26 protein-coding genes are annotated in these 24,284 nt (G+C 36.0%); 17 read left to right on the top strand and 9 right to left on the bottom strand.

The window, feature by feature from the left end; translation table 11 throughout:
* Positions 1–2,037, top strand: a complete 2,037-nt coding sequence (locus EG339_RS01460) for a heavy metal translocating P-type ATPase (RefSeq protein ID WP_123868538.1) — start codon at positions 1–3, stop codon at positions 2,035–2,037.
* A 153-nt stretch (positions 2,038–2,190) separates the two neighbouring features.
* On the opposite strand, the gene EG339_RS01465 is transcribed toward EG339_RS01460, so the two are convergent.
* From EG339_RS01465 to EG339_RS01475, 3 genes are read right to left on the bottom strand one after another with little or no spacing between them, the layout of a single operon-like run.
* Complete coding sequence (locus EG339_RS01465) at positions 2,191–2,826, bottom strand: conjugal transfer protein TraD (protein WP_123868539.1); 636 nt, start codon at positions 2,824–2,826, stop codon at positions 2,191–2,193.
* 3 nt (positions 2,827–2,829) lie between these two features.
* The gene (locus EG339_RS01470) at positions 2,830–3,234 is read right to left on the bottom strand and encodes a DUF3408 domain-containing protein (RefSeq protein WP_123868540.1); all 405 of its coding nucleotides are present in this window, start codon (positions 3,232–3,234) and stop codon (positions 2,830–2,832) included.
* A 12-nt stretch (positions 3,235–3,246) separates the two neighbouring features.
* Positions 3,247–4,014 (bottom strand): ParA family protein, encoded by a 768-nt coding sequence (locus EG339_RS01475; protein ID WP_123868541.1) that lies wholly within the window; start codon positions 4,012–4,014, stop codon positions 3,247–3,249.
* Positions 4,015–4,713: 699 nt separating this feature from the next.
* Here EG339_RS01475 and mobA point away from each other — a divergent pair.
* The gene (gene mobA / locus EG339_RS01480; protein WP_123868542.1) at positions 4,714–5,145 is read left to right on the top strand and encodes a conjugal transfer protein MobA; all 432 of its coding nucleotides are present in this window, start codon (positions 4,714–4,716) and stop codon (positions 5,143–5,145) included.
* Between the two features lie 8 nt (positions 5,146–5,153).
* Positions 5,154–6,437: a conjugal transfer protein MobB gene (mobB, locus tag EG339_RS01485; protein WP_123868543.1), complete on the top strand. Its 1,284-nt coding sequence runs from the start codon at positions 5,154–5,156 to the stop codon at positions 6,435–6,437.
* A gap of 9 nt (positions 6,438–6,446) precedes the next feature.
* Here the strand turns inward: mobB and EG339_RS01490 are convergent, their stop codons facing one another.
* The 4 genes from EG339_RS01490 to EG339_RS01505 all read right to left on the bottom strand — a co-directional run bounded on the left by EG339_RS01490 (position 6,447) and on the right by EG339_RS01505 (position 9,914).
* A complete protein-coding gene (locus tag EG339_RS01490; protein ID WP_262706891.1) occupies positions 6,447–6,923 on the bottom strand; it encodes an AAA family ATPase in 477 nt (158 codons plus the stop codon).
* A 490-nt stretch (positions 6,924–7,413) separates the two neighbouring features.
* Positions 7,414–8,424, bottom strand: coding sequence for an HPP family protein (locus EG339_RS01495; RefSeq protein ID WP_123868544.1), 1,011 nt, complete (start codon positions 8,422–8,424; stop codon positions 7,414–7,416).
* A complete protein-coding gene (gene rclC, locus EG339_RS01500) occupies positions 8,417–8,992 on the bottom strand; it encodes a reactive chlorine resistance membrane protein RclC (protein WP_123868545.1) in 576 nt (191 codons plus the stop codon). The genes EG339_RS01495 and rclC overlap by 8 nt, the downstream gene beginning before the upstream one ends.
* Positions 8,993–9,062: 70 nt before the next feature.
* Positions 9,063–9,914: a helix-turn-helix domain-containing protein gene (locus EG339_RS01505; protein WP_123868546.1), complete on the bottom strand. Its 852-nt coding sequence runs from the start codon at positions 9,912–9,914 to the stop codon at positions 9,063–9,065.
* 572 nt (positions 9,915–10,486) lie between these two features.
* On the opposite strand from EG339_RS01505, the gene EG339_RS01510 reads away from it, so the two are divergent.
* The 8 genes from EG339_RS01510 (at position 10,487) to EG339_RS01545 (ending at position 18,403) form a co-directional block, all read left to right on the top strand.
* Complete coding sequence (locus EG339_RS01510; RefSeq protein ID WP_123868547.1) at positions 10,487–10,861, top strand: VOC family protein; 375 nt, start codon at positions 10,487–10,489, stop codon at positions 10,859–10,861.
* Between the two features lie 185 nt (positions 10,862–11,046).
* Positions 11,047–11,628 carry a Crp/Fnr family transcriptional regulator gene (locus EG339_RS01515; protein WP_228459684.1) on the top strand — a complete coding sequence of 194 codons (582 nt, stop codon included), beginning with the start codon at positions 11,047–11,049 and terminating at the stop codon, positions 11,626–11,628.
* A 90-nt stretch (positions 11,629–11,718) separates the two neighbouring features.
* Positions 11,719–12,426, top strand: a complete 708-nt coding sequence (locus EG339_RS01520) for a DUF5131 family protein (RefSeq protein WP_123868549.1) — start codon at positions 11,719–11,721, stop codon at positions 12,424–12,426.
* A 203-nt stretch (positions 12,427–12,629) separates the two neighbouring features.
* Complete coding sequence (locus EG339_RS01525; RefSeq protein ID WP_123868550.1) at positions 12,630–13,745, top strand: NAD(P)-dependent alcohol dehydrogenase; 1,116 nt, start codon at positions 12,630–12,632, stop codon at positions 13,743–13,745.
* Between the two features lie 122 nt (positions 13,746–13,867).
* Positions 13,868–14,248, top strand: a complete 381-nt coding sequence (locus tag EG339_RS01530) for a VOC family protein (RefSeq protein ID WP_123868551.1) — start codon at positions 13,868–13,870, stop codon at positions 14,246–14,248.
* A gap of 35 nt (positions 14,249–14,283) precedes the next feature.
* Positions 14,284–15,048, top strand: a complete 765-nt coding sequence (locus tag EG339_RS01535; RefSeq protein ID WP_123868552.1) for an MBL fold metallo-hydrolase — start codon at positions 14,284–14,286, stop codon at positions 15,046–15,048.
* A gap of 271 nt (positions 15,049–15,319) precedes the next feature.
* Positions 15,320–17,317, top strand: coding sequence for a conjugal transfer protein MobC (mobC, locus tag EG339_RS01540; protein ID WP_123868553.1), 1,998 nt, complete (start codon positions 15,320–15,322; stop codon positions 17,315–17,317).
* Between the two features lie 369 nt (positions 17,318–17,686).
* Positions 17,687–18,403, top strand: coding sequence for a DJ-1/PfpI family protein (locus EG339_RS01545; protein ID WP_123868554.1), 717 nt, complete (start codon positions 17,687–17,689; stop codon positions 18,401–18,403).
* Positions 18,404–18,453: 50 nt separating this feature from the next.
* Here the strand turns inward: EG339_RS01545 and EG339_RS01550 are convergent, their stop codons facing one another.
* Together EG339_RS01550 and EG339_RS01555 are read right to left on the bottom strand one after the other, a co-directional pair.
* Positions 18,454–19,299 (bottom strand): helix-turn-helix domain-containing protein, encoded by an 846-nt coding sequence (locus tag EG339_RS01550; protein WP_164466397.1) that lies wholly within the window; start codon positions 19,297–19,299, stop codon positions 18,454–18,456.
* A gap of 263 nt (positions 19,300–19,562) precedes the next feature.
* Positions 19,563–19,895 carry a winged helix-turn-helix transcriptional regulator gene (locus EG339_RS01555; protein WP_123868556.1) on the bottom strand — a complete coding sequence of 111 codons (333 nt, stop codon included), beginning with the start codon at positions 19,893–19,895 and terminating at the stop codon, positions 19,563–19,565.
* Between the two features lie 106 nt (positions 19,896–20,001).
* Between EG339_RS01555 and EG339_RS01560 the strand changes: the two genes are divergently transcribed.
* The 6 genes from EG339_RS01560 (at position 20,002) to EG339_RS01585 (ending at position 24,248) form a co-directional block, all read left to right on the top strand.
* Positions 20,002–20,766 (top strand): MBL fold metallo-hydrolase, encoded by a 765-nt coding sequence (locus EG339_RS01560; protein WP_123868557.1) that lies wholly within the window; start codon positions 20,002–20,004, stop codon positions 20,764–20,766.
* Between the two features lie 23 nt (positions 20,767–20,789).
* On the top strand, positions 20,790–21,686 hold the full coding sequence (locus EG339_RS01565; protein ID WP_123868558.1) for an SDR family oxidoreductase: 897 nt from the start codon (positions 20,790–20,792) through the stop codon (positions 21,684–21,686).
* 11 nt (positions 21,687–21,697) lie between these two features.
* A complete protein-coding gene (locus EG339_RS01570) occupies positions 21,698–22,087 on the top strand; it encodes a nuclear transport factor 2 family protein (protein WP_123868559.1) in 390 nt (129 codons plus the stop codon).
* A 39-nt stretch (positions 22,088–22,126) separates the two neighbouring features.
* Positions 22,127–22,516: a nuclear transport factor 2 family protein gene (locus EG339_RS01575; protein WP_123868560.1), complete on the top strand. Its 390-nt coding sequence runs from the start codon at positions 22,127–22,129 to the stop codon at positions 22,514–22,516.
* Positions 22,517–22,652: 136 nt separating this feature from the next.
* On the top strand, positions 22,653–23,501 hold the full coding sequence (locus EG339_RS01580) for an AraC family transcriptional regulator (protein ID WP_123868561.1): 849 nt from the start codon (positions 22,653–22,655) through the stop codon (positions 23,499–23,501).
* Between the two features lie 156 nt (positions 23,502–23,657).
* Positions 23,658–24,248 carry a TetR/AcrR family transcriptional regulator gene (locus EG339_RS01585; RefSeq protein WP_123868562.1) on the top strand — a complete coding sequence of 197 codons (591 nt, stop codon included), beginning with the start codon at positions 23,658–23,660 and terminating at the stop codon, positions 24,246–24,248.
* The last annotated feature ends 36 nt before the right edge of the window (positions 24,249–24,284 follow it).

The following is a 24,284-nucleotide window of genomic DNA, read 5'->3' on the forward strand; positions in this document are numbered from 1 at the left end:
ATGGAACATAAACATAAATATGATGCACAAGGTAAACAGCTTTGTTGCACAGCACAAGAACAAAAAATATATACCGATGCCAACGCTAAAAAGCTATTGGGAAAGCATCACAACGAAGATGGTCACAATCACGAACACAGTGATGATGACGGTCACAATCACGGAAGTACCGATAATTCTACCTTTCAAATGTTTTTACCAGCCATTATCAGTTTTGCATTATTAATGATAGCCATCGCTTTCGATAATTGGTTTCTGCAATCTTGGTTCACAGGCTGGGTACGAATTGTTTGGTATGTTGTAGCCTATATTCCTGTTGGATTTCCCGTAATTAAAGAAGCTTTTGAAAGCATCAGAAAAGGCGATGTGTTTTCAGAATTTTTATTAATGAGCATTGCCACCATCGGAGCTTTTGCCATTGGCGAATATCCCGAAGGTGTAGCCGTAATGTTGTTTTATGCCGTTGGCGAAGTGTTTCAAACATTGGCGGTTACACGAGCCAAAGCGAATATTAAAACCTTGCTCGACCAACGTCCCGATGATGTAACTGTTTTAGAAAATAACCAACCAAAAACCGTAAAAGCTGAAACCGTAAGTATCGGAAATATTATCCAATTAAAACCAGGAGAAAAATTAGGATTAGACGGCGAATTATTATCCGAAACAGCATCATTTAACACAGCTGCACTTACAGGCGAAAGCAAGCCCGACACGAAAACCAAAGGCGAAACCGTATTAGCAGGAATGATAAACCTAACAACCGTTGCACAGGTAAAAGTAACCACCGCTTACACAGACAGCAAGCTTTCAAAAATTTTAGAATTAGTACAAAATGCCACCGCTCAAAAAGCACCTACCGAATTATTCATCCGAAAATTTGCAAAAATCTACACCCCGATTGTAGTGCTTTTAGCATTATTAATTACAACAATTCCTTATTTTTTTGTAGATAATTATTTGTTTAGTCAATGGTTATACAGAGCCTTGGTATTCTTGGTAATTTCGTGCCCTTGTGCTTTGGTCATCAGTATTCCTTTGGGGTATTTTGGAGGAATTGGAGCCGCTTCCAAAAATGGAATTTTGTTTAAAGGAAGCAACTTTTTAGATGCCATTGCCGATATTAAAAACGTAGTGATGGACAAAACAGGTACAATGACCGAAGGCGTTTTCAAAGTTCAAGAAGTGGTATTAAAACCGGAATTTAATAAGGATGAAATTTTGAAAATGGTTAACGCTTTAGAAAGCCAAAGTACACATCCTGTTGCAACAGCTATACATCAATATGTAGGCGAAATTGATAGCACTATTAAATTAGAAAATACAGAAGAAATTGCCGGTCACGGTTTGAAATCCAGTGTAAACGGGAAAGAATTATTGGTAGGGAATTTCAAGTTGATGGATAAATTCAACATCAGTTATGATTTAGATCCGACTACAATTGTTTACACTTTAATTGCCATTTCCTACGATGGAAAATTTGCAGGATATATTACCATTGCAGACAGCATCAAAGAAGATGCACAGTTAACAATTGACAAACTGAAAGCATTAGGCGTAAAAACCACAATGTTGAGCGGAGACAAAAGCACCGTAGTAAAATTTGTTGCCGATAAATTAGGAATTAATAATGCCTTTGGCGATTTATTACCCGAAGACAAAGTAAATAAAGTAAAAGAAATAAAAGCCCAAAACGAAACCGTAGCATTCGTAGGCGATGGCGTGAACGACGCACCAGTAGTAGCTTTGAGCGATGTAGGAATTGCAATGGGCGGTCTAGGAAGCGATGCCACCATAGAAACTGCCGATGTGGTTATTCAGGACGATAAGCCAAGCAAAATCCCAATGGCAATCAACATTGGTAAGCAAACTAAAAAAATTGTTTGGCAAAATATCATATTGGCATTTGCTGTAAAAGCAATCGTATTGGTTTTAGGAGCAGGTGGACTGGCCACAATGTGGGAAGCCGTTTTTGCTGATGTAGGTGTAGCATTGTTGGCTATTTTAAATGCTGTGAGGATACAGAGGATGAAGTTTTAAAAGATATAAAAAAGAATATAACTAATTTTAAGAATAATATTGTAGGTATACGTTGCTATCAATTTTAGTAGTGAGTTAAGAAGGTTATATAAGCGAAATGAAAGAGGTTAATTAAGCCTGAAAACTAAAATTCAGGCTTTAATACAACACCTTTCACACAAACTCCCCAATGTCAAAATCACTCAAATCACTTTTCCGCAAAGTGGAAGAACCGGCTTCCGTTTCAGATGAAAGGGTGCTATCCAAAAGCTCGGCTATTCTTCGGGAAGCATCTTCCATAGAATTTTCCAATAGGCTAAATAATTCGGTTCCCTGTATTTTTTGAACTATCGCTATCGCTATTTCCTTTTGGGCTGGTTCCAATTCTTCTTTTTGGAGCAACACCCCCACGGAGTTTAGTTCTTCAAAGGTAACCCCTTGGGCAAAACCGTTATCACCACCAGATATTCCGTACCTGTTCCATTCTTCTTCCTCTTCCTCCAAATCAGGCATATTTCTGAAAACTTCGTCCAGCTCTTCCTGCGGAATTTGAACACTTACGTTTTCATTTTCGTCGTATTCAATGTCTAAATTAGCAAGGTTTATTTCATTTTCCTGAATTTGGCGTTCAGTGGCAGTGTTTGGCACTGAAAGGCGTTCTACAGGTTTGGGCTGTCCCATAATATCGGGTAAGTTCGGGTTGACTTTTTTATGCGGAGGGTCTTGTTTCGACCTTTTATGAATTACAATTTTATCCTGCAATAACAGGACAATGACTATGAGTAGGCATATCACAATTACTATTTCCATAGCTTATAGAATAGGTTTAAAATGTTCGTTGAAATAATCGGTAATATCTTCACCGTACTCCCTGAAATGATGTTCGAGAATGTTGTCAATGTAAGAGTAGAGCGTTGTTCTTTCTTCCCTTGTCAGTTGAACGATGCGGAGCAATCTTTCGTGGTATTCAGGGCGTATGTAAACGACCTTGCCGTTACGCCCCGATGGAAACCGATTGACCAAAAACGTTTCCTCATAGTTCACTTTTTTTGATGAACTGTTACGGGCTTTTTCCCTTGGCTTGGTTTCCTTTGGTACATCCTGCTTTTTGTTATTGCTCGGTGGAGCTACAAGCTCATCGCCGCTTATGATGTTCATAAGGTATTCCTCATCAACATTGGGCTTTTCAAAATCGTTGTTTTTGTTATTTGAAGCCATACTTTACTGTTTTTATAGATGAGTGATTTTTAAAAATTCCTCGACAAACAAATCCATTTTCGTTGCTTTCATCAACTGTGGTTCAGCAGGCAGCAAACTTGATCGGAACACATAACTGCCTGTGTCGTCTGTTTCCTTTCGGAAACGTTTGCTGTCCATTATTCTTGTTTCCATTATGGGCAGGTTGAGTTCTTTGATGACATTTTGATAAGCATCATACAATCCTGTTCTTTCCCTCCCGTCCACTTGGTTCCAAAATAGCCACATCTCTTGTTCGGGATTTCCCTCGTCCGTTTTGGGAAGTCCGAGAAAGGCTTTGGTAAAGCCCAATGTACTTTCCACTACCAAACGATCGGCAGTAATGGGCGAAAAGATAAAGTCCATTTTTTTCAAGGTAGTCAGTACGCCTTTGGTATTGGCTGTTCCGGGCAGGTCGAAGAAAACTACATCCGGTTCAACCGCAGATTGGATTGTATATTCCGATGCTTTATCCAAAGCCGTTTCAGCCTTGCATTTAATAATCGGGTACGCTTTTTTGTTGATGGTTTGAAACTGCTTCATTGCTGCCTTTTTATGGTAGTCGTTCTGCATTATGGTTCTCTTATCCCTTTCACGCATATTGGTCAGGCTGTGTTGTGGAAAGTCGCAGTCCATCACCAGTACATTAAAACCTAAACGGTAATGAAGCACACTTGCCAGCAAGGTGGTCATCGTGGATTTTCCCACACCGCCCTTTTGGGTGGAGAAGCTGATTTTTAAAGTTTTCTTTGTTGTTTCCATTATTTAAAAATTTATTGTTACACACTTTATCTGTTTTGCAGGATTGAATATTGGTTTGTCTGATTATAACCTCATTCCTATATTCCTGCATTCTCTTTTGGGTACTTTCCTGCACAGGTATTTGCTTTCATTTTTGTCTTGTTAGGTACATTCTTTGGCAAGTGGAAAAACTTGCAACAGGTAAATTGCTTTACCGCTTTTATGCTTTTACACTTTTATTGTTTTATGCTTTTAAAACCTTATGCTTTTATTCCAAACTACCTGTTTGCAAACCTGATTTTCTTCTTTGTTTAGATACATTTTTTATTACCTGCACTAAAATTATACGGCAAATAAAGCGATTGATTTAATCGATGATTGAGCTGTGGCAGTGTTTGGCTTTCAAAGGCAGTGTTTGGCACTGCTATGCAGTACAATGCTTTCGTAAACAGGGCTTTACTTTGTACAATGATTTTTATTAATGGATTTATGCAAAAGTCTTTTGACAAATCGGAGGGTAACGGGAACGGCATCGAGCCGTTTTTCCCTGTTACATTTAATCCGTCCCGCAGGGCGGATTTTTGTGTTCAACGGAACACGGCAAGTTGTGTTTTGAGGCACTCGAAACCGAGTCAGTGCCTCAAAACAACTTGCCCTGCTGGGAGCTTAAAAAACGCTTTCCGAAGTCAGCGTTTTGTGTGAATTAAAAATGGATTAGTGATGAACGAGAACAATAACAAAAAACAGAATAAGGGCGGACGGAGAGCTAAGACCGATCCAAGCATCCACCGCCACGTTTTTCGTCTTACGGACGAAGAAAATGCCAAACTTTTATCGCTTTTTGAAGCATCGGGAATGCCCAATAAAGCCAAGTTTATCATTTCGCAGGTGTTCGGAAATGAAATGAAGTCGGTTAAAATTGACAAAGGAACAGTTGATTTTTATATGCGGCTGACTTCGTTTCACAGTCAGTTTCGTGCAATAGGTGTCAATTATAATCAGATTGTAAAGCTGTTGTACCGCCATTTTTCGGAGAAAAAAGCCGCCGCATTCCTTTACAAATTAGAAAAACAGACGGCAGAAATGGCGGTATTATGCCAAAAAATTATTCAGATAACCGAAGAATTTGAAGTAAAACATCTGAAAAAATAGCCTTAGAAATGATAGCGAAAATCGGCAGAAGCGGAAATTTATACGGAGCATTGGCTTACAATCAGCTCAAAGTTGAGAATGAAAACGGAAAAATTTTGTTTGCCAATAAAATGATTGAAACCAATGGTCATTATTCCGTTGCACAATTAGCCCAATCTTTTGCCCCTTATCTGATAGCCAATCGCAATACGGAGAAACATACATTGCATATTTCACTCAATCCCAATCCAAAAGACAAGGTAAGTGATGACAGTTTCAGGGAAATGGCGGAAGAATACATGCGGGAAATGGGTTACGGCGAACAGCCTTTTGTGGTATTCAAACATACCGATATTGACCGTAGCCATATTCATATTGTATCGGTTTGCGTAGACGAAGAGGGTAAAAAAATCTCTGACAAGTTTGAAAAAATGCGGTCGATGAATATTTGCCGAGAACTCGAAAAAAAACATGAATTGATACCTGCAACGGATAAAGAACACAAACAGAACGACAAAATTTTTAAACCTGTGGACTACAAAGCAGGTGATGTAAAAAGTCAAATAGCTTCAGTTATTCGCCATTTGCCAAACTATTATAAATTCCAAACTTTAGGTGAATACAACGCCTTGCTTTCCCTGTTCAATGTTACCACCGAAAAAGTGGAGGGCGAATTGCAGGGAAAAATGCGGCAGGGTTTATTATACATTCCCTTAAATGAGAAAGGCGAAAGAGCTGGACATCCATTCAAGGCTTCGTTGTTTGGTAAAAATGCAGGACTTCCGGCTTTGGAATTACATTTTGAAAAATGCAAAGAGGCTTTAAAAGACCACCCAACCAAACCAATCATTAAAGCTGCCGTTACCGTTGCCCTACAATCCACAAACAATGAACAGGTTTTTAAAAAGCAGTTGAGTGAACAGGGCATTAATGTAGTAGTGCGTAGAAATGACACAGGGCGTATTTACGGAATAACTTTTATAGACCACAATTCTAAAACGGTTTGGAACGGTTCACGCTTGGCAAAGGAACTTTCCGCCAACACCTTTAATGATTATTGGAACAATAATATCAAACCGGAGATTAAAGAACGGGACGTATTACAATCCAAACAATCCATATCAAATGATGCGGATCTTCAGCCGGAAGAACCACATCAATTGTTCGACTTCTTAAATAATAATGAAAAACACGAAGATGGTTTGATTGAAGCATTAGGTGGTTTGTTGCCCGAAGTACAGGGTGAAGATTACGAAGAACAGGATTTTGAAAATCGAATGAAGAGAAAGAAAAGAATTAATAAGAAAAGGTAATAGTTGTAATTACTGAGTGTGACTCAAAAGAAACTTACATCGATCTTCGATACAGCCCTTTGGCACCTCAACAACCTCATAGCCATAATGTAGATAGGTCACCTTCATTTTATCAAACGTATAAACAGCCTCCCGCCAAGTCTGCTTTCTTTCAGTATCTACCCTATATATTTCTTGGCAGGGAGGAAGAATGAAAACCTTTTGAGCATATCGCTGTGTTTTTGCTAATTCGTACAATTCTTCTAGTACAGTCATATTTTCCATCCGAATGTAACAGATAGTATCCAATATCCCTCTATCGAAAAATACAGTATTGGAAGACGTTTCCTTAACTGCACTTTGATAAGTTGTTAAAGAAGTCTCGGACATTAGTTGGGAATATAATGCTTTATTTTTCCAAGGTAGCCCATCACCGTTTATCATTATCTGTTCCCTAATAATTCGTCTGGGAACTTCGGGAACTATTCTATATTCTATTCTGTTCAACTCATTCAGAAGTGTGGTTTTACCACCACCAGGACCTACGGTAATGACATAGTACTTCTTTGTGTTTTTTTTATTGTTTTCTCCATTCCATCAAATATTCGTCTACAAGTATTATTTCCTAGAACACTATTAAAACTAGAGTTATAATCTAATTTCATTGTAACAGAGACTTCTTTTACCAGTATGTTGCATCACTACTGTATAAACATTGTTTCCATCAGGGGTAAAAAGGCCTGATATTCATTTTCTAAAGCCGTAGATTTTAATTTAATTTTCTTTTTTAGAAGGGCAAATAAATACTAATGAAAAATCTTTTAAATCAAAAAACCATTTTTCGGATTTTATAATATCGTTATCTGAGAATTCATTAAAATACAATGAAATTTCCTAAGGTTTTTCTTTTGTCCAGTAGTTCTTTAAAAAGTCAGTTTGGTCCCGTAAATTAATTCAGTTTTTAAGAATTTAAAGAAACAGTCTTTAAATATTCAACCTAGTCTATTTTTTTCTTTTTGCGTTTTGGGCGTTCCATTCTGCATCTGATAAATTCCGGTATAAAACAAATTAGAAGGTGTTCGCGTTTCCAACGGTAACATTTTTGAAAAAAGAACATTGCCACAAATAGAAATGCACCCGCCCCAACGGCCACCTGAAAAGGATACGATAGTATATTATCTTGTGGAATAATCATTGGAACAAGGGCAATGGCACAAGCTGGTGCAAATGGTTTTTTGATTATTTCAAAAAGTAGAAAAAGGCATAGAAACAGCAAGAGTACAACATATAACTGAGGAAAACCCAATACCGCATGCAGGTAATATTGAAGGAGTGTTCCCAGGATTGCAGCAATTAAGACGACTGAATAAACCTGTAATGGACGATTTCTAAAACCGGAAGAAGAAGAACTAAATTCTACAAACATGACTACTAATGGAGGTACTATAATATATACTTTTCCGATAGCTATTGGAATTACAGCTATGAGTATTAGCCAAAAGAGCAATCTAATAAAATGTTTTGGATTGTGTTTGTAACGCCCTTTTTTTGCATCGAATACAATAACGGTACGTAAGGAATTTTTCTCAAGAAGCCATTGTCCACAAACGACTAGAAGACTCATGACGAAAACAGAAATTGGGTAAACTAATGAATCAGTTCCTAATAGAACAGGTAACATTGTAGCTGATGTTATGGGTATTAACGAAGTGCGTGTTATGATAAGACAAATCGAAGTAAACGCAAATGAAATTATAATATTTACCAATAATGGAAACTCTGAATAACGGACAAGCAAGATTCCGAACAAGGCGCAAGCCGTCATTAACAGCACAAGCATTGGTCTGCTAATCGTCCATACTTTTTTATCAATAACCCATAAACCAAGTACCAAGGCAGCCATCTCGGGAAACAAAATTTCTTTTTCACCAAGCCATTCAGAAACACCAACCATCAAGACAATCATGATAAGGGCAAAAAAGTATCGGATTAACTTGTGCTTATTCATTTGTTTTATTTTTCAAAAGGTTTTTAGCATTGTCAGAAGCTATAAGTAAACCTCCAGCCATCATAATTATATCTTTTATGACCAAACGACCAGCTGCTGACAGATAAGGAAAACCGTAATGAGGTGTTGGCACGTCACCACCTAAATTAGGAACCCAGGTTTCAGCAGTAGTAATTAAAAAAGTTAGTGTGACTAAAGACATAATTGCTGTGAGTAATCCGCCAATTATCCCTAAACGATTGTTAAAAATACCCAATAAGGTTAGTGAACCAATAATTATAATGATAGTTCCTAATGCATATGAAAAAATATAAGTTCCATTTCGTTTATGCCATTCGATATTTTTTTGAACCATTTCACCTTCTTTATTCTTATGGTCTTTGTATTGCTCTGGATTGTTGTAAAAGAAGCTCATTAGTGGACTATTGGCAACAAAAGGCACAATTCCATCAGCTTCATATTGAAAAGCTTTAAGTCCGCCAATCCATACCATCACAATGAAAATGGCAATTCGCATAAAGTTGAAAAATTGACTCTGTAATTTGGCTAATCTTACTAAAATGTTCATCTGTTTTGTATTTAAATGATTCCAGACAAAATTACTGTCACTTTATTTTGCTTGCAATAGACAAAAGTGGCTATTCCCTAGACAAATCTGCTACAATGGATATTCCAACATTTTCTCGAAAAGCAGTTGGTGTAATTCCAGTATGTTTTTTAAAATAACGACTAAAATAATTTTCGTCGTCAAAATGTAACTCAGCAGCAATTTCTTTAATGCTTTTATAGGTAAGGTGAATGAGTTTTTTGGATTCCAATATAACTCTTTCGTGAATAAGTGTAGATGGTGTTTTAAAAAACTGCTGTTTGCAGATTTTGGAAAAATTATTAGGTGAAATTCCCATTTGGGCAGCATAAAAAGAAGGTTGTCTTTCGTTACGAAAATTATTTTCCAGCAATATTTTAAAATTCATCAATGGATGATAACTATTCTTTTCTTCCTTTATGATTGTGTCGTTTGATTTTATTTTACTACACAAAGCAAGAATCAATTGTAAATAAGCCTTTACTACTGCTGTAGAACAGTTGCTACTGTTTTGTATTTCGATAATTAATTTTTCTAAAATAGTATCTATTTCAATATAATCCGATGTCTCAAGATTGATATAGGGTTGTTGGTAGATGTTATTAAATAGTAAACCATTACAAGCTACTTCTTTTTTATGGTATTCTATGCAGTAGAAATCACCATGAAATTGAAGTCTTTTTGTTTTAAGAGGCTGTTCGGTATTGAAATTAATAATTTGATAGGGAGTAGCAAATAATATGATGCTACCATCAAAAGCATATTCTACTAAGTCAACCCTTACTTTTCCGTTTCCTTCTAAAAGAAAAATATTGTACAGGAGTGAACCTTCCGATTGATTAATATAATCGGTATTACAAATCTGGACTTTACAGCCATTTTGGTTTGTTTGTTTTTCTTTCATTAGGCAGTGTAACTTATACAAGATCTGTATAGATTGTATTCGAAAATATTGCTTACACCTGTAGTGCATTATAAAAAAAAAATGCTCATTATACTATAAATTAGTATAATGCATTGACTACCATTTAAATAAATTCATGAGCAACTTTCAAGCAAATTACGAATTAATTTTAAAAGAATTACAAAATTTAAGGTTCGACAATAATTGTTATTTTAAAACGGATAATATCAAAACTGTGTCATTTATAATTGGTTGCGTAAAATAAGTAAAAACTAGTTTGGTGGTTGCAGATTGTCAAGTTCACTACATAATAAGTTTAAAGAAATTTTTTAAAGTTTTGAGGATAAAAATATTATTACTAAATATAATATATGCATTATTGATCTAGGTCAATATTTTTTATTGATTAAGGTTTTCATTCCAATACACAATTATTCCAGAAATTTGTATAGTAATCTTTAGTCATATATATTTTCAAAAGAACGTAATATGACTAACTAGTATTTTGTGATTATTAACAATATAGAGTAAGGTTTAGCTCTATTATAATTTTAACTTTTAAAATAAGTATTATGAAAATCAATCAAGTTGGATGGTTTGAGTTTGGTTCAGACCAACCGGAAAAAGTAAAAGAGTTTTACAAGAAAATGTTTGGCTGGGAATTTTTGAAAAATCCAGATTTGGAAAGTCAAGGATATAAATATGATGGTATTCTTGAACCGGGAAATGAAGTTCCTACCGGCGGACTAATGCATACCGAAGGTAAAATGCCTGAATATGCTGTTTTTTATATATTTGTCGAGGATGCTGAAAAAGAAATAAAACGAGCACAGGAAAATGGCGGGCAACTAGTATGGGGACCAGTAACAGATGATTCTAATATTACTTTTGCACGTTTAAAAGACAATTTAGGCCATCAATTTGGCGTTTTTTCTGTTAAGAAATAATATTTTATCCTGATTATCCAAAACCTGCCTTTTAAATGGCAGGTTTTTTTTTACAATAACTTTGAAAATCAACATTCCCGATATCATAGAATACAATATTACACGTTATTTTGTACATTTATGGAAGTTTTAATACTTTGATTTTTTAGCATATGTATCAGGAAATACAAGATAAATTTACAGTAATGATTGATTTCTTTAATTCAATTATTCCCTTGAAACAAGAAGAAAAAGAATTGATCCGCCAATATTTTTATTTGCGTTCCTATAAGAAACGTATGTTTGTACTTCAGGAAGGAGATGTTTGCCAGCATCTCAATTTTGTTCTTTCCGGTTGTCTGCGGATGTATAAAGATGATGAAAATGGTAATCCGCATATCCTGCTTTTTGCGACTGAAGGCTCCTGGATAAATGATTTGGACAGCTACTACGAACAAAAAAAATCATTGCTGAATATTGATGTTTTGGAAAATGCAGAATTGCTGCAAATTAGTAGAGAGGATATTGTAAAACTATATCTCGCTGCGCCAAAGTTTGATAGAATTTTTAGAATTCTCACCGAGCGAAACCTTGTCATTCTGCAAAACAGAATGCTTGAAAATATTAGTTTATCAGCTGAAGAACGCTACTATAATTTACTTTCCAGTCACCCCGATCTTTTCAATAGAATACCTCAAGTGCATATTGCATCCTACCTTGGCGTATCAGCCGAGTTTATAAGTCGCTTAAGAAGCCGAAGGGCTAGAAATCCATTGATGGGAAATTGATCTTGATCAATAATATTTATTGATTTTGTTCTGGTAAGTATAATCAGCCTTGTCTGTAAATTTGCATAGTAAAGTAAATATCATTTTATTATGGAAATTGTTAATATAAGTAAACTAATAAAAACCCTTAATCCTGTAAATGGATGTAGAGCGGGTTGCGTATATTGTTATGCACGAAAAATTAACAATAGGTTCAAAATTACGCCTGATTTTGAAATTCCTGAGTTTAGTCCGCATCGCTTGAAACAGATCAAACAAACCCAGAAGTCCCAAACCTACTTCATGACAAGCATGAGTGATTTCTCTGATTGGCAAGAAGAGTGGAGAACAATTGTTTTTGATTATATCAAAGATTTCCCACAGCACAATTTTATATTTCTTACAAAATTCCCAGAGCGCATTCATTTCCATACCGACCTTGAAAATGTATGGATCGGTGCCACCATTACGGCAAAGAATGAAAAACGAAGGATTGATTCTTTGAGAAATAATATCAAAGCAAGAAATTATTTTCTCACATTCGAGCCACTACTGAATGATCTTGGAGAGCTTAATCTACAAGATATTAAATGGATTGTAATCGGATCTGAAACTGGGAACAGAAAAGGCAAGGTTACTGTTAAAAGAGAATGGGTAAACAATATTATGAAACAGGTTAATAAGGAAAATGTCTCAGTCTTTATGAAAGACAGTCTCACTTCTATTGTTAATTCAGATGATATGCGACAAGAATTACCCTTTATTGATATGGGTAAAAATAAAGAAGAAGAACATCAGATTTCATTTAATTTCAAATAGCCAAAAGCAAAATACCACACCTAATATTGACATGGATCAATATTAGATATTGATCCATGTCAAGCCCAAATAATAAAATTTGTTCATAATTTACAATACATTAAACTATTAGTATTTAGAATCATTTTACTGACCTAAATTGATTTTTATCTTCGGTTGATGATGATCAAAAAGAATATTGTTAAACTTAAATTTTAGATAAAATGGAAATAACAGCAGCTCTTATCAGAGAAAAAGGTGGGAAATTCGGATTAGAAAAAGTCATGATCGGTGAGCCACGTGCTGACGAAGTATTGGTGAAAATCATAGCTACAGGAACATGTCATACAGATATGGCTGTAAGAGACCAGCAGATGGGACCAACTGGTTTCCCTTTTATCTTGGGCCACGAGGGTGCAGGAATTGTGGAGAAAGTAGGAGAAAATGTAAAAAATCTGCAGCCAGGAGATCATGTTGTACTTACCTTCGGGTCATGTGGAGAATGTGAGAACTGTAAAAAAGGTAATCCTGCATATTGTGAAAATCTGATGGGAATGAATTTTTCCGGTTGCCGTTTAGATGGAACACACAGCCACTCTAGTCATTTGAAAGACGAAGAAATACATGACAATTTTTTCTCGCAGTCGTCTTTTGCGACTTACTCCATATCGCACAAAAGCAATACCATAAAGGTTAGTAAAGATGCGCCGTTGGAAATCTTAGGTCCTTTGGGATGCGGAGTTCAGACCGGAGCCGGAGCTGTCATCAATTCTCTTAAAGTTAAGCCTGGTAAGTCAATTGTTATCACTGGCGCTGGCGCAGTCGGATTATCCGCATTATTGGCTGCAGTTGCCTCTTCGGCAGGAACAATCGTTGCAGTGGACATCAATAGTGAAAGATTGGATTTTGCAAAAGAATTAGGGGCTACACATGTTATCAATAGTAAAGATCAGGATGTCGAAGAAGAATTAAGAAAAATTTTACCTAAAGGATTCGATTACGGACTTGATACTACTGGACGTAATGAGGTTATTAATACTATATTGTCTTCCTTAAAACCTTTTGGTGAAATAGGCATTTTAGGAGTGGCAACAAAACCGCTTGAAATAGAAATGAATTCTTTTGTATCAAGAGGTATAAAACTTAAAGGAATAGTAGAGGGCGACAGTGTCCCTTCAGAATTTATTCCACAGATGGTCAATATGTATCTTCTTGGACAATTTCCCTTTGATAAATTGATAAAAAAATATAGTTTTCAGGATATTAACCAGGCTATTTCAGATTCCGAAAGTGGCAAGACGATAAAGCCTGTTATTCTCATTGGGGATTTTGAAAAATAGTTTTTTCACTTCACTATAAGATTCTTCAAGTTTGTTATTTGATACCAGTTTTAGGAAATAGAGATCTTAAAAGATTTATCAGCTAAGAAAGAGACAGAACCTTATATTTTATAAACGGTATAATGAAAACAAAAAGAAATATTGGCGGCTGGTTTGAGATTTATGTAGAAGATATGCAGAGGGCAATGGATTTTTACCTGTATGTTTTCGATGATGTAAACTTCATCGACCTTTCAAAAGGCGACAGTCAAATGCAGATGTTTGAATGGGAAGATCACTTATCTGGAGCGGGGGGTGCATTGGTAAAGATGAAGTTCAATAAACCCTCACCAAATGGAACCATTATCTATTTCAGCTGTGATGACTGTGCTGTCCAGGAAGCCAGAGCCCGCGAAAAGGGTGTGGAGATCGTAGCTCCTAAAACGCAACTTCCGCATTTTGGTTTTTCAGCCCTCTTGAGAGATAGTGAAAATAATACGATCGGGTTATACTCACTTAAATAGAAAACATTTAATAATAACACATAAAATAAAAGGACATGAAACTACAACAAATCAGGAATGCAACTATGGTTGTTAATTATGGAGGTAAAAAATTTTTAATTGATCCAATGTTGGCGGATAAAGGTACATTACCTGCATTTCCGAATCCGGCAAGTGGCGATGAGCGTAATAATCCGCTAGTTGAACTTCCAGTATCAATAGATGAACTGGTAAAAGATCTTGATGCAATTTTTTTAAGCCACCTGCATTATGACCATTACGATGATGCGGCAAAGAAATTTCTGCCCAAGCATGTAAAAATTTATGTTCAGGATGATGCTGATAAAAAAGAAGTGGAGTCTTCCGGTTTTACAAATGTCGAAGTACTAACTGATGGGACAGAAATTGATGGGATTCAATTATTTCAGACTCAGGCTCAGCACGGATTTGGCGAAACATTAAAATTAGCAGGAAATGTTCATGGATTTGTTATGAAGCATGTCTCAGAAAAAACATTGTACTTTATTACAGATTCAGTTTGGTATGAAGGGGTACATCAAGAATTAAATAAACACAAACCCGATATTGTTGTCGTTAATGGCGGTGACAACCAGTTCGTTGGAGGCGGTCAGCTGATTATGGGCAAGGAAGAGATTAAAAAGGTCCATGAGACTGCTCCAAATGCAACTTTAGTGGTAAGCCATATGGAGGGTGTAAACCATAATACCTTATCACGAAAAGAATTGAAGCAGTTTCTTCTAGATGAGAGCATCTCTGGTAAGGTAATGGTTCCTGATGATGGACAACAATATGAGTTTTAGTCTTAAAAACAGACACTGTATTTTTAAAAAATCTTTTATTTAAATACTTGAAAGAAAAAAATATGTTAGTGATTTTACTAATTTCTATTTAGTATTCTAACTAAAACCATTCCGATTGTGTCATTTTAATAATATACTCATATACATAATTTCTAGCTAGTAAAAAAAGTCGAATAAGACAAATAAAGCCACGCACCGCCATTGAGTGCCATATTCTTATAGCCGCTGTGTAAAGTCTTTAAATTCACGCCCGAACATTAAAATTTAAATAATGCAGGGAGAAGACGATTTAAGAGGGCTTGCCAAAATAATGGCATTTATGCGCGCCGTCAGTATTCTATTGTTGCTGATGCACCTTTATTGGTTTTGCTACGGTTTCTTTGTAGAACGTGGATGGACGTTGGAAGTAATCAACAGAATTTTAGGAAATTTCAACAGAACGGCGGGTTTATTTTCACATACTTTTTATACCAAAGCGTTTGCTTTGGTTTTGCTTGCTTTGAGTTGTTTGGGAACGAAAGGCGTAAAGAATGAGAAGATAACCTGGTCTAAAATTTACGTGGTTTTGGGCGTTGGCTTTGTCCTGTTCTTTCTGAACACACCGTTGTTAAAGCTATCACCGGTAATAGGCACATTTCTGTATATTCTTACTATCTCGTTAGGTTATATCGCCTTGCTGATGGCTGGCGTATGGATGAGCAGATTGCTCCGTACCAACCTGATGGATGATGTTTTCAATAATGAGAACGAGAGTTTCCAGCAGGAAACCAAGCTGATGGAAAACGAGTATTCCGTCAATCTTCCCACGAAGTTTTATTACAAAGGCAAATGGAATAACGGTTGGATCAACATTGTCAATCCTTTCAGGGCATCAATCGTTCTCGGCACTCCTGGTTCAGGAAAATCGTATGCAATCGTTAATAATTACATCAAGCAGCAGATTGAAAAAGGTTTCTCAATGTACATCTACGATTTCAAATTTGACGACCTTTCTACCATTGCCTATAATCACTTACTGAAGCATCGGGATAAGTACGAAGTTCAACCCAAATTTTACGTGATAAATTTCGATGATCCACGCAAGAGCCACCGTTGCAATCCACTCAATCCCGATTTTATGACGGACATTTCCGATGCTTACGAAGCGGCTTACACCATAATGCTGAACCTCAACCGTAGCTGGATACAGAAGCAAGGTGATTTTTTCGTGGAAAGCCCAATTATCCTATTGGCTGCCATTATTTGGTATCTGAAAATCTATGAGGACGGTAAATATTGTACATTCCCTCACGCCATTGAATTGCTGAATAAAAAGTATTCGGACGTATTTACCATTCTGACCTCATATCCCGATTTGGAAAACTATCTTTCTCCGTTTATGGATGCTTGGCAAGGTGGCGCACAAGACCAATTGCAGGGACAGATTGCATCGGCAAAAATTCCTTTGTCAAGAATGATTAGCCCGCAGTTGTATTGGGTTATGACTGGTGATGACTTTACGCTCGACATCAATAACCCCAAAGAGCCTAAAATTTTGTGCGTTGGGAATAATCCCGACCGTCAAAATATCTACTCCGCAGCTTTGGGATTGTACAATTCAAGGATTGTAAAGCTCATCAACAAAAAAGGGCAATTAAAGAGTTCAGTAATTATAGATGAGCTACCGACAATTTATTTTAGAGGACTGGACAACCTTATCGCAACTGCGAGAAGTAACAAGGTGGCAGTTTGTTTGGGTTTTCAGGATTTTTCGCAATTAACAAGGGATTATGGCGACAAGGAAAGTAAGGTAATTCAGAATACCGTTGGTAATATTTTCTCTGGGCAGGTCGTTGGCGAAACGGCAAAAAGCCTTTCGGAACGTTTCGGGAAAGTATTGCAGAAACGCCAAAGTATGACGATTAACAGGAATGATAAATCTACCTCTATCTCCACACAGTTAGACAGCCTTATTCCGGCTTCTAAAATTTCAACGCTTACACAAGGTATGTTTGTCGGTTCTGTATCGGATAACTTTGACGAACGTATTGAGCAAAAAATATTTCACGCTGAAATTGTTGTGGACAATGAAAAAGTTGCCGCAGAAACTAAAGTATATCAGAAGATACCGGAAATTTTATCTTTTGTAGATGAACACGGAGAAGATAAAATGAAGCAGGATATTGAAAGCAACTACCGCCAAATAAAACAAGATATTGTACAGATTATAGCATCGGAATTGGAGCGTATCAAGAATGACCCAAACTTACGGCATTTGGTACAGGGGTAACTAATTTAAAGACATTATTCTAAATACAGTTAATCTGGAATTTACACTTATAGAGCGTTCCCCTGCTTTAATCCAATATTGAACAGGATGAACACGAAAGAGTGTTAAGCAACCGGTTATCCTGTAGCGCGTATATCCTTATTCTGAAAATAAAATTGAGATAAAACCATGTCTTGCTATGTTATTGATTATTTGAATTGTCAAAATAAAATGTTTTGACTAAACGGAACCTTAAAGTGTAATTAAAGCGCTCAAAAGTGTAATTTTTATTGATATACCCATAACTACATTTGTATTGGTGTAAAGATAGCTTAGCCGGCATAAGATATAGCACCTATAACGCATAATTTTAACATAATTTATTTTCAAATGAAATTCATAAAATTTTCTTTACTGACTCTTCCTCTTTTAGTGTGCTCATTAAATAGTAATGCACAGGAAAGCGCAAAAAACAAGTTCAATTTTCCTACTGATCGCAAGATCAATATCGGAGTTTTAGTTTATGATGGTGTAGAGATTGTCGATACGGGTGGACCTATTGATGTTTTTGTAAAGGCGAATAACTGGAATGGCAACTATAATATTTACACCGTATCGGCAACGGCCAATAAAAATATAATCATGGACGGTGGGACAGTAAATCTAGTTTCTAAATATAGCATATACGATGCTCCACAATCAGATATATTGGTCATTCCTGGAACATCTCCTGAGATTGTCAAAACGATTTCTTCAGATAAAAAAATGATGAATTGGATTGTATCACAGAATGAAAAAACCCAGATGACAATGTCTGTGTGTACTGGTGGCCTTATATTAGCAAATACAGGTCTGCTTGATGGACGCTCAGCAACTACGCATCACTGGTCAATTGATGAACTGAGATCGCACCCTAAAATAAAAGTGCAGGAAAAAACTCGATTTGTAGTGGATGGCAAGTTTTTAACTGGCGCGGGTGTCACTTCTGGTATGGATGTAGCACTTCAAGCTATTGAATTGATAAACGGTAAAGAAATTGCTGACGATATCGCACTCGGAATGGTTTATGATCGTTATAATACTATGGAGTTTTTACCTAAAAAATAATACCGAAATAACAAATGAAGTAACTGTTGACAACTATAACTTGTCAGCAGTTATTCTATTTTACCGTGAAACTGTTTTCTGTGGAATTCCTTCGGAGTTTCACCAGTATATTTCTTAAAAAAGCGATTAAAATAACTATCCGTTTCAAATCCCAACTCCCATGCGACTTCCTTTGCAGGAACTTTTGACCAGTACAGGAGTCTTTTTGCCTCTAGTAATAAATGCGCATCAATTAGTTGCTTAGGTGTTTTAAGGGTTGATTTACGGACACTTTGATTTAATGTACGCGTAGTAACATTAAGCTGATCTGCATAGAATTTTACCTGATGTTGTTTATGGTAATTTTGTTTTAGCAGGGCTTTGAAACTATCGTAGATGCTTTGGACATTGTGATCTTTAACTGGATACTTTACCGAAATTCCGTAACATTGGACGATCAAAACATTCAATAGGGCTTTAATCAATTCTTCATCGGCATCTTCTTTATCAACTTCTGTCGAAATAATTTTGATGATATTATCCAATTCTTGAAGTTTTTCAAAAGAAATTTGAATGAACGGCCGTGAGAACAACAGACTTACTTTTTGAAGAAATTGATTAGTCTGATCGGCAATAAAATGACTAGAGAATGCGATTGATACTATTTTGCAATTGCTCATGTCAGGATGCGTGTGTACCTGATCAACATCTAACATTAATACAGCTGGGCCTGAGAGATCTTTATTTTCAAAGTCAGAAAGATGACTCACATAACCCTCATACAAAAAGCTCAAGATATAAAAATTATGGGTATGAGCATCTGAATTTAACTTCATAAATTGCTCCAATTCTTCACCTGTAATCAATGAAAATTCATCCCTGAAATTTATACTATAGTTGGGTAATGTACAATCCATTTTGTTACATGATAAAATTCGTCTAAACATTTGACAGGAAGAAAATCCTGTAGTTAACAGTGATTAGTATTCTAAAATTAGGAAACAGTATTCAATGTAATATCATAATTTTCCAAAATATTAATACCCGTTGTGCGGGTAGAAAAATACAATTCGACACGCTATTATTGAACTTCTAAAAGAAAATAATGATTATTAGAAGATTCCTTTCGTGCGAATTCGGAATAATTTACTTGAACGACAACGTTAGTTTTAACGCATTGTTAAACTAAATTTTCCAGCCCGAACTCAGCCAGCTTATCTACGATTGGTAAAGTTTTCAATCCCAATTCTGTCAACTGATATTCCACTTTAGGAGGAATTTGGGGATAGACTTTTTTGGTGACGAGCTTATGTTCTACAAGCATATTCAATTCTTGTATCAGCATTTTTTCACTGATGCCTACAACCGCTCTTTTCAACTCGCCATATCGCACCGTATTTTCGTTAATTTGGAACAATATCATTAATGTCCATTTACCGCTTAACAAAGTTAAAGAGGCTCTTACCGGACATCTGTCATCGCAGGCCGGATTTATTTTTAAGTTTTTTTCCATTGATATTCAATAATTCTAACCGTTTGGTAAGTACCTAACTACATTGTAAGTACTTGTACAAAGGTAAGTAATAGTTTAACTTTGTACAAGTTTAAAAATAGAATAAATGAAAATTCAACAAATACGAAATGCCACGCTAATTGTCGAATATGCAGGAAAGAAAATCTTAATTGACCCAATGTTATCTAGTAAAGGAACATTGCCTGCGTTTATTCCGGCTAAAAATTGGACTTTCAAAAAGAACCCTTTAAACGATTTACCTTTTCCTAAAGAAGAAATCATCAAAGATGTAGACTTTGTGTTTGTGAGTCACCTGCATCCAGACCATTGGGATAAAGAAGCTGTTCGTATTTTGCCCAAAGGAATTAAAATATTTGTCCAGGATCATACCGATAAATTGAAAATAGAAAAATCAGGTTTTTCTAATGTAGAAGTTCTTGGTGAACATTCTTTATTTGGAGATATAAGGCTGAGCAGAACAAAAGCCCAACACGGGAAGGGCTATATTTTGAAAATTGCAGGATGTGTTTGCGGCCTGGTACTACAGCACCCAACAGAAAAAACCCTGTACATAGCAGCCGATACCGTTTGGTACGAAGGCGTCCAGGAAGCCCTTGATAAACACCAACCAGAAATAATTGTATTAAATGGTGGCGACAACCAATTTGCTTTTGGTGGACAGGTAATTATGAATAAAAATGACATTAACGAAGTCCATAAGGCGATTCCGAATGCCACAATTGTTGTAAGTCACATGGAAGGTGTGAACCACAATACGCTTACACGAAAAGAATTAAAAGAATTTCTTTCTGAAAAAAGAATAACCGATAAAGTGAACGTTCCTGAAGATGGACAATCATACACATTTTAATAATTAATCATAAAAATAGAAAAATGAGAATTTTAGTATTTGGAGCTACAGGCTCACAACAATTCAACGTGATAGGCGAAGCAAAGAAAAAAGGTGCAGAAGTAATTGCTGCGACAAGCTCAGAAAATAGTTTTGAAAAGTTGGCACATGCGGGAGCAACGCCGGTTTTGGCAAACTTAGCTGATGCTGATAAAATTAACGAAATTACCAACGGTGTGGATGCAATTGCCTTTATGATACCTGTATCGCTTCCCAATCCTTCTGATGGTTTTCAATATTCCAAAAATGTAATTGACGCAGCAAAAGCAAATGGCGTAAAAAAAATTGTTTGGAATACAAGTGGCTGGTTAGAAACTCAAAAAATAGGTTCTCCGGTAGATGATGTGAAATTGGATGTTCTGGATTATTTAAAAAATAGCGGTGTGGATTATGTAATCATCGAACCAACTATTTATATGGAAAATATGATGGGACCATTTTGTGCCCCTTTCATAACAAATGAGAAAAAATTAGCTTATCCTACGCCAGAGGCAATGCCCATCGGTTGGATAGCTTCCAGAGATGTGAGTGCTTTTGTGGTTGAAGCTATTTATAATGAAAATTTAAAAGCAGATAGTTTTAAGATCAGCGGGTTAGAAAATTTAAAAGGCAATGATTTGGCTGCAGCGTTTTCTAAAGGTACAGGCGAAGAAATCGTTTATTATCCGCAGAAGCCGAAAGAATTTGGCGATATATTAAAACCAATGGTGGGTGAAGCAGGAGCAAACAGCGTTGCAGCTTATTACGAAATGCTTCAAAACGCATCGGAATATCCTTCAAAATTCAATCCTCAAATGAACAAAATACTGGAAACGCTTCCTGTAAAAATGACTTCTTTAGCGGAATGGGCCAAAGAGAATAAAAATTATTTCATTAAATAAACAAACTATATATGAAAGCGAAAGAAGTTGTTGCTTCATACTTTGAGGCATTAGGCAAAGGTGAATTAGAAAAAGCACTTTCATCATTTACTCCGGACACCAAGTGGTGCCAGCCGGGAGACAATCAGTTTGCCGGATTGAAGAATAATCTCAGTGAAATTATCCAAATGTTTCAAGGTATAATGAGCCATACATCTGGAAATATGCAGGTTAGACCTAACGGACCGATGTTGGAAAGTGGAAATCTGATAGCAGTTCCGGTATGGTTTACCGCTAAAACAGAAACTAAAATTATGGATCTGGGCGGTCTTGATCTTTTCGAAGTAAAAGATGGAAAAATCATTCAGGTTTGGACATTCTCAGATGACCAGTCAGTAGATGATGAATTTTTCGGAAAATAAAAAAAGTATTAATAATTAGAAATTTTAAAACCAAATATTATGACAGCAATAGAAGTAGTAACGGCTTATTCAGTAGCCCTTTCGCAAGGAGACATTCCTACCGCCTTTTCACATTTTAGTCCAGACGCCAAATGGCACCAACCGGGAAACCATCAGTTTGCTGGAACCAAAACAGGTCTGGATGCTATTGGCAAAATGCTTGGCGATATGATGGCAGCCACACAAGGTTCATTGGTGATAGAACCTACAAGCGCCTTAATGGCTAACGGGAATTTAGTTTCATTTCCAACACGTTTTAGCGGTAAAATTGGAGAAAGAACAGTGGATATGAATGGTGTGGATCTGTTTGAAGTGGTGGATGAAAAAATTGTACAGGTTTGGTTGTTTTCTGAAGACCAATCTGCTGAAGACGAGTTTTGGGGAAAGTAAATCCTTTTAAAATTTGAAAATGGACGGTTGGTTTTAAAGCTTTACCGTCCTTTTTTTATCTATGAACCGAACGAGCCATTAGTGGCAAATAAAGTATTTTTGTATATCTCAATCGAAATAATATTAGTATCTATTTATGGAAATTTTAAAATCATTTGGAAGCAAGAAAATCGGTTATTTAGATTTTGACACCACTAGTCCGGCGGATGGTTTTTCGCTGCCATGCCGAAAATTAAACGACTGCTACATCGTTCTTTACGCACAAGCGGGAAGTTCCGTAATTACTGATTTTGTTGAGTATAAAACAGAACAGGATACTTTATTTTTTTTTAGTGTGGGACAACATTTCCAAATTGAGGATAATAGTAAAGGGGCACTGATTTATTTCAATCCCGAGTTTTATTGTATTGCCTTCCACGACAAAGAGCTGACTTGTGACGGAATTCTGTTCAACAATGTTTTTGAAACACCGTACATTACATTAACTGATAACGAAAATAGATCGTTCAGCAGGATTGCTGACGAGATAAAGGAGGAATTGAATAAAGATGATTACTGGACAGAAGAAATGACAAGAACAAAATTGAAGGAGTTGATCATCACAGCAAGTAGAGCGTGGCTTGCTAGGTCGCCTGAACAAAAAGGATTGGGAACAATAGAGGATGCGGTAACGCGAAAATTCAGCCATTTGGTTGAAGAAAATTACTATCGATATCATGGTGTTGCACAATATGCGGAACTACTTTATATCAGTCCCAAAACTTTATACAGAAAAATTGTAGATGAAAAAGGAACATCACCTAATACCATTATCAAAAACAGGATTATACTTCAGGCAAAGAAATTGCTTGTCAATACCGACCTCACTATAAAGGAAATTGCTGCCCAGCTCGGATATGAAGACCAATCTTATTTTGTGCGTTTTTTTAGAATACAAACTGGAAAATCTCCAATTGAATTTAGAAAAACAGCAAACGAAAATTAGAGAGAGGAAAATAGAACTCTGAGATAAACATAGACTACCAAGAGCCGGGTAGTGAGCTCTTAAAAAACTCCAAAAAAAATTCGATAGTTGTTTTCAAAGCTTGCCAAACTAATAAAATTGTGCGTACTTCGTATTTCATACTAATTAGTATCTTTTATGACAAAAGCATCCACAACACGTAATACAATTCTTCAAAAAGCATTTGAATTGATTTATACCAAAGGCTATCAAACGACAAGTATTGATGAAATTATTGCTACAACCAAAGTTACAAAAGGTGCATTTTACTATCATTTCAAGACCAAAGATGAAATGGGTTTGGCAATAATTAATGAAATTTTGAAACCGACAATGAAAAATGATTTCATTAAACCATTGCAAAATGCTAAAAATCCAATCAAGGAAATTTACGATATGACGAAAGCATTACTTCTTGAGAATCCGTTTCTAAAGCTAGAGTATGGTTGTCCGGCAGGAAATTTAACACAGGAAATGACTCCCTGGAATATTGAATTTGGAAAAGCTCTGGCTGAACTTACTTTAGAATGGCAACAAACAATAGAAAATAGTATAAAAATCGCCAAAGAAAATGGAACGGTAAGAGATAGTGTAAATCCGCAGCAGGTAGCCTATTTTATTATGTCGGGATATTGGGGAATCAGAAATTTTGGTAAGGTTTATAATAATACTGACTGTTACCATTCGTACCTAAAAGAGCTAAAAATTTATCTAAATAGCTTAGGATAAAATATTTTACATAAAAACATACTACTTAGTATGTTT

Origin of the sequence: Chryseobacterium bernardetii (genome assembly GCF_003815975.1) — a bacterium.
Taxonomy (GTDB): domain Bacteria; phylum Bacteroidota; class Bacteroidia; order Flavobacteriales; family Weeksellaceae; genus Chryseobacterium; species Chryseobacterium bernardetii.

What these genes read in the sequence shown, in the direction of transcription:
- EG339_RS01460 (WP_123868538.1), top strand. Translation starts at nt 1, where the DNA reads ATGGAACATAAACATAAATATGATGCACAAGGTAAACAGCTTTGTTGC.
- EG339_RS01465 (WP_123868539.1), bottom strand. Translation starts at nt 2,826, where the DNA reads ATGGAAATAGTAATTGTGATATGCCTACTCATAGTCATTGTCCTGTTA.
- EG339_RS01470 (WP_123868540.1), bottom strand. Translation starts at nt 3,234, where the DNA reads ATGGCTTCAAATAACAAAAACAACGATTTTGAAAAGCCCAATGTTGAT.
- EG339_RS01475 (WP_123868541.1), bottom strand. Translation starts at nt 4,014, where the DNA reads ATGGAAACAACAAAGAAAACTTTAAAAATCAGCTTCTCCACCCAAAAG.
- mobA (WP_123868542.1), top strand. Translation starts at nt 4,714, where the DNA reads ATGAACGAGAACAATAACAAAAAACAGAATAAGGGCGGACGGAGAGCT.
- mobB (WP_123868543.1), top strand. Translation starts at nt 5,154, where the DNA reads ATGATAGCGAAAATCGGCAGAAGCGGAAATTTATACGGAGCATTGGCT.
- EG339_RS01495 (WP_123868544.1), bottom strand. Translation starts at nt 8,424, where the DNA reads ATGAATAAGCACAAGTTAATCCGATACTTTTTTGCCCTTATCATGATT.
- rclC (WP_123868545.1), bottom strand. Translation starts at nt 8,992, where the DNA reads ATGAACATTTTAGTAAGATTAGCCAAATTACAGAGTCAATTTTTCAAC.
- EG339_RS01505 (WP_123868546.1), bottom strand. Translation starts at nt 9,914, where the DNA reads ATGAAAGAAAAACAAACAAACCAAAATGGCTGTAAAGTCCAGATTTGT.
- EG339_RS01510 (WP_123868547.1), top strand. Translation starts at nt 10,487, where the DNA reads ATGAAAATCAATCAAGTTGGATGGTTTGAGTTTGGTTCAGACCAACCG.
- EG339_RS01515 (WP_228459684.1), top strand. Translation starts at nt 11,047, where the DNA reads ATGATTGATTTCTTTAATTCAATTATTCCCTTGAAACAAGAAGAAAAA.
- EG339_RS01520 (WP_123868549.1), top strand. Translation starts at nt 11,719, where the DNA reads ATGGAAATTGTTAATATAAGTAAACTAATAAAAACCCTTAATCCTGTA.
- EG339_RS01525 (WP_123868550.1), top strand. Translation starts at nt 12,630, where the DNA reads ATGGAAATAACAGCAGCTCTTATCAGAGAAAAAGGTGGGAAATTCGGA.
- EG339_RS01530 (WP_123868551.1), top strand. Translation starts at nt 13,868, where the DNA reads ATGAAAACAAAAAGAAATATTGGCGGCTGGTTTGAGATTTATGTAGAA.
- EG339_RS01535 (WP_123868552.1), top strand. Translation starts at nt 14,284, where the DNA reads ATGAAACTACAACAAATCAGGAATGCAACTATGGTTGTTAATTATGGA.
- mobC (WP_123868553.1), top strand. Translation starts at nt 15,320, where the DNA reads ATGCAGGGAGAAGACGATTTAAGAGGGCTTGCCAAAATAATGGCATTT.
- EG339_RS01545 (WP_123868554.1), top strand. Translation starts at nt 17,687, where the DNA reads ATGAAATTCATAAAATTTTCTTTACTGACTCTTCCTCTTTTAGTGTGC.
- EG339_RS01550 (WP_164466397.1), bottom strand. Translation starts at nt 19,299, where the DNA reads ATGGATTGTACATTACCCAACTATAGTATAAATTTCAGGGATGAATTT.
- EG339_RS01555 (WP_123868556.1), bottom strand. Translation starts at nt 19,895, where the DNA reads ATGGAAAAAAACTTAAAAATAAATCCGGCCTGCGATGACAGATGTCCG.
- EG339_RS01560 (WP_123868557.1), top strand. Translation starts at nt 20,002, where the DNA reads ATGAAAATTCAACAAATACGAAATGCCACGCTAATTGTCGAATATGCA.
- EG339_RS01565 (WP_123868558.1), top strand. Translation starts at nt 20,790, where the DNA reads ATGAGAATTTTAGTATTTGGAGCTACAGGCTCACAACAATTCAACGTG.
- EG339_RS01570 (WP_123868559.1), top strand. Translation starts at nt 21,698, where the DNA reads ATGAAAGCGAAAGAAGTTGTTGCTTCATACTTTGAGGCATTAGGCAAA.
- EG339_RS01575 (WP_123868560.1), top strand. Translation starts at nt 22,127, where the DNA reads ATGACAGCAATAGAAGTAGTAACGGCTTATTCAGTAGCCCTTTCGCAA.
- EG339_RS01580 (WP_123868561.1), top strand. Translation starts at nt 22,653, where the DNA reads ATGGAAATTTTAAAATCATTTGGAAGCAAGAAAATCGGTTATTTAGAT.
- EG339_RS01585 (WP_123868562.1), top strand. Translation starts at nt 23,658, where the DNA reads ATGACAAAAGCATCCACAACACGTAATACAATTCTTCAAAAAGCATTT.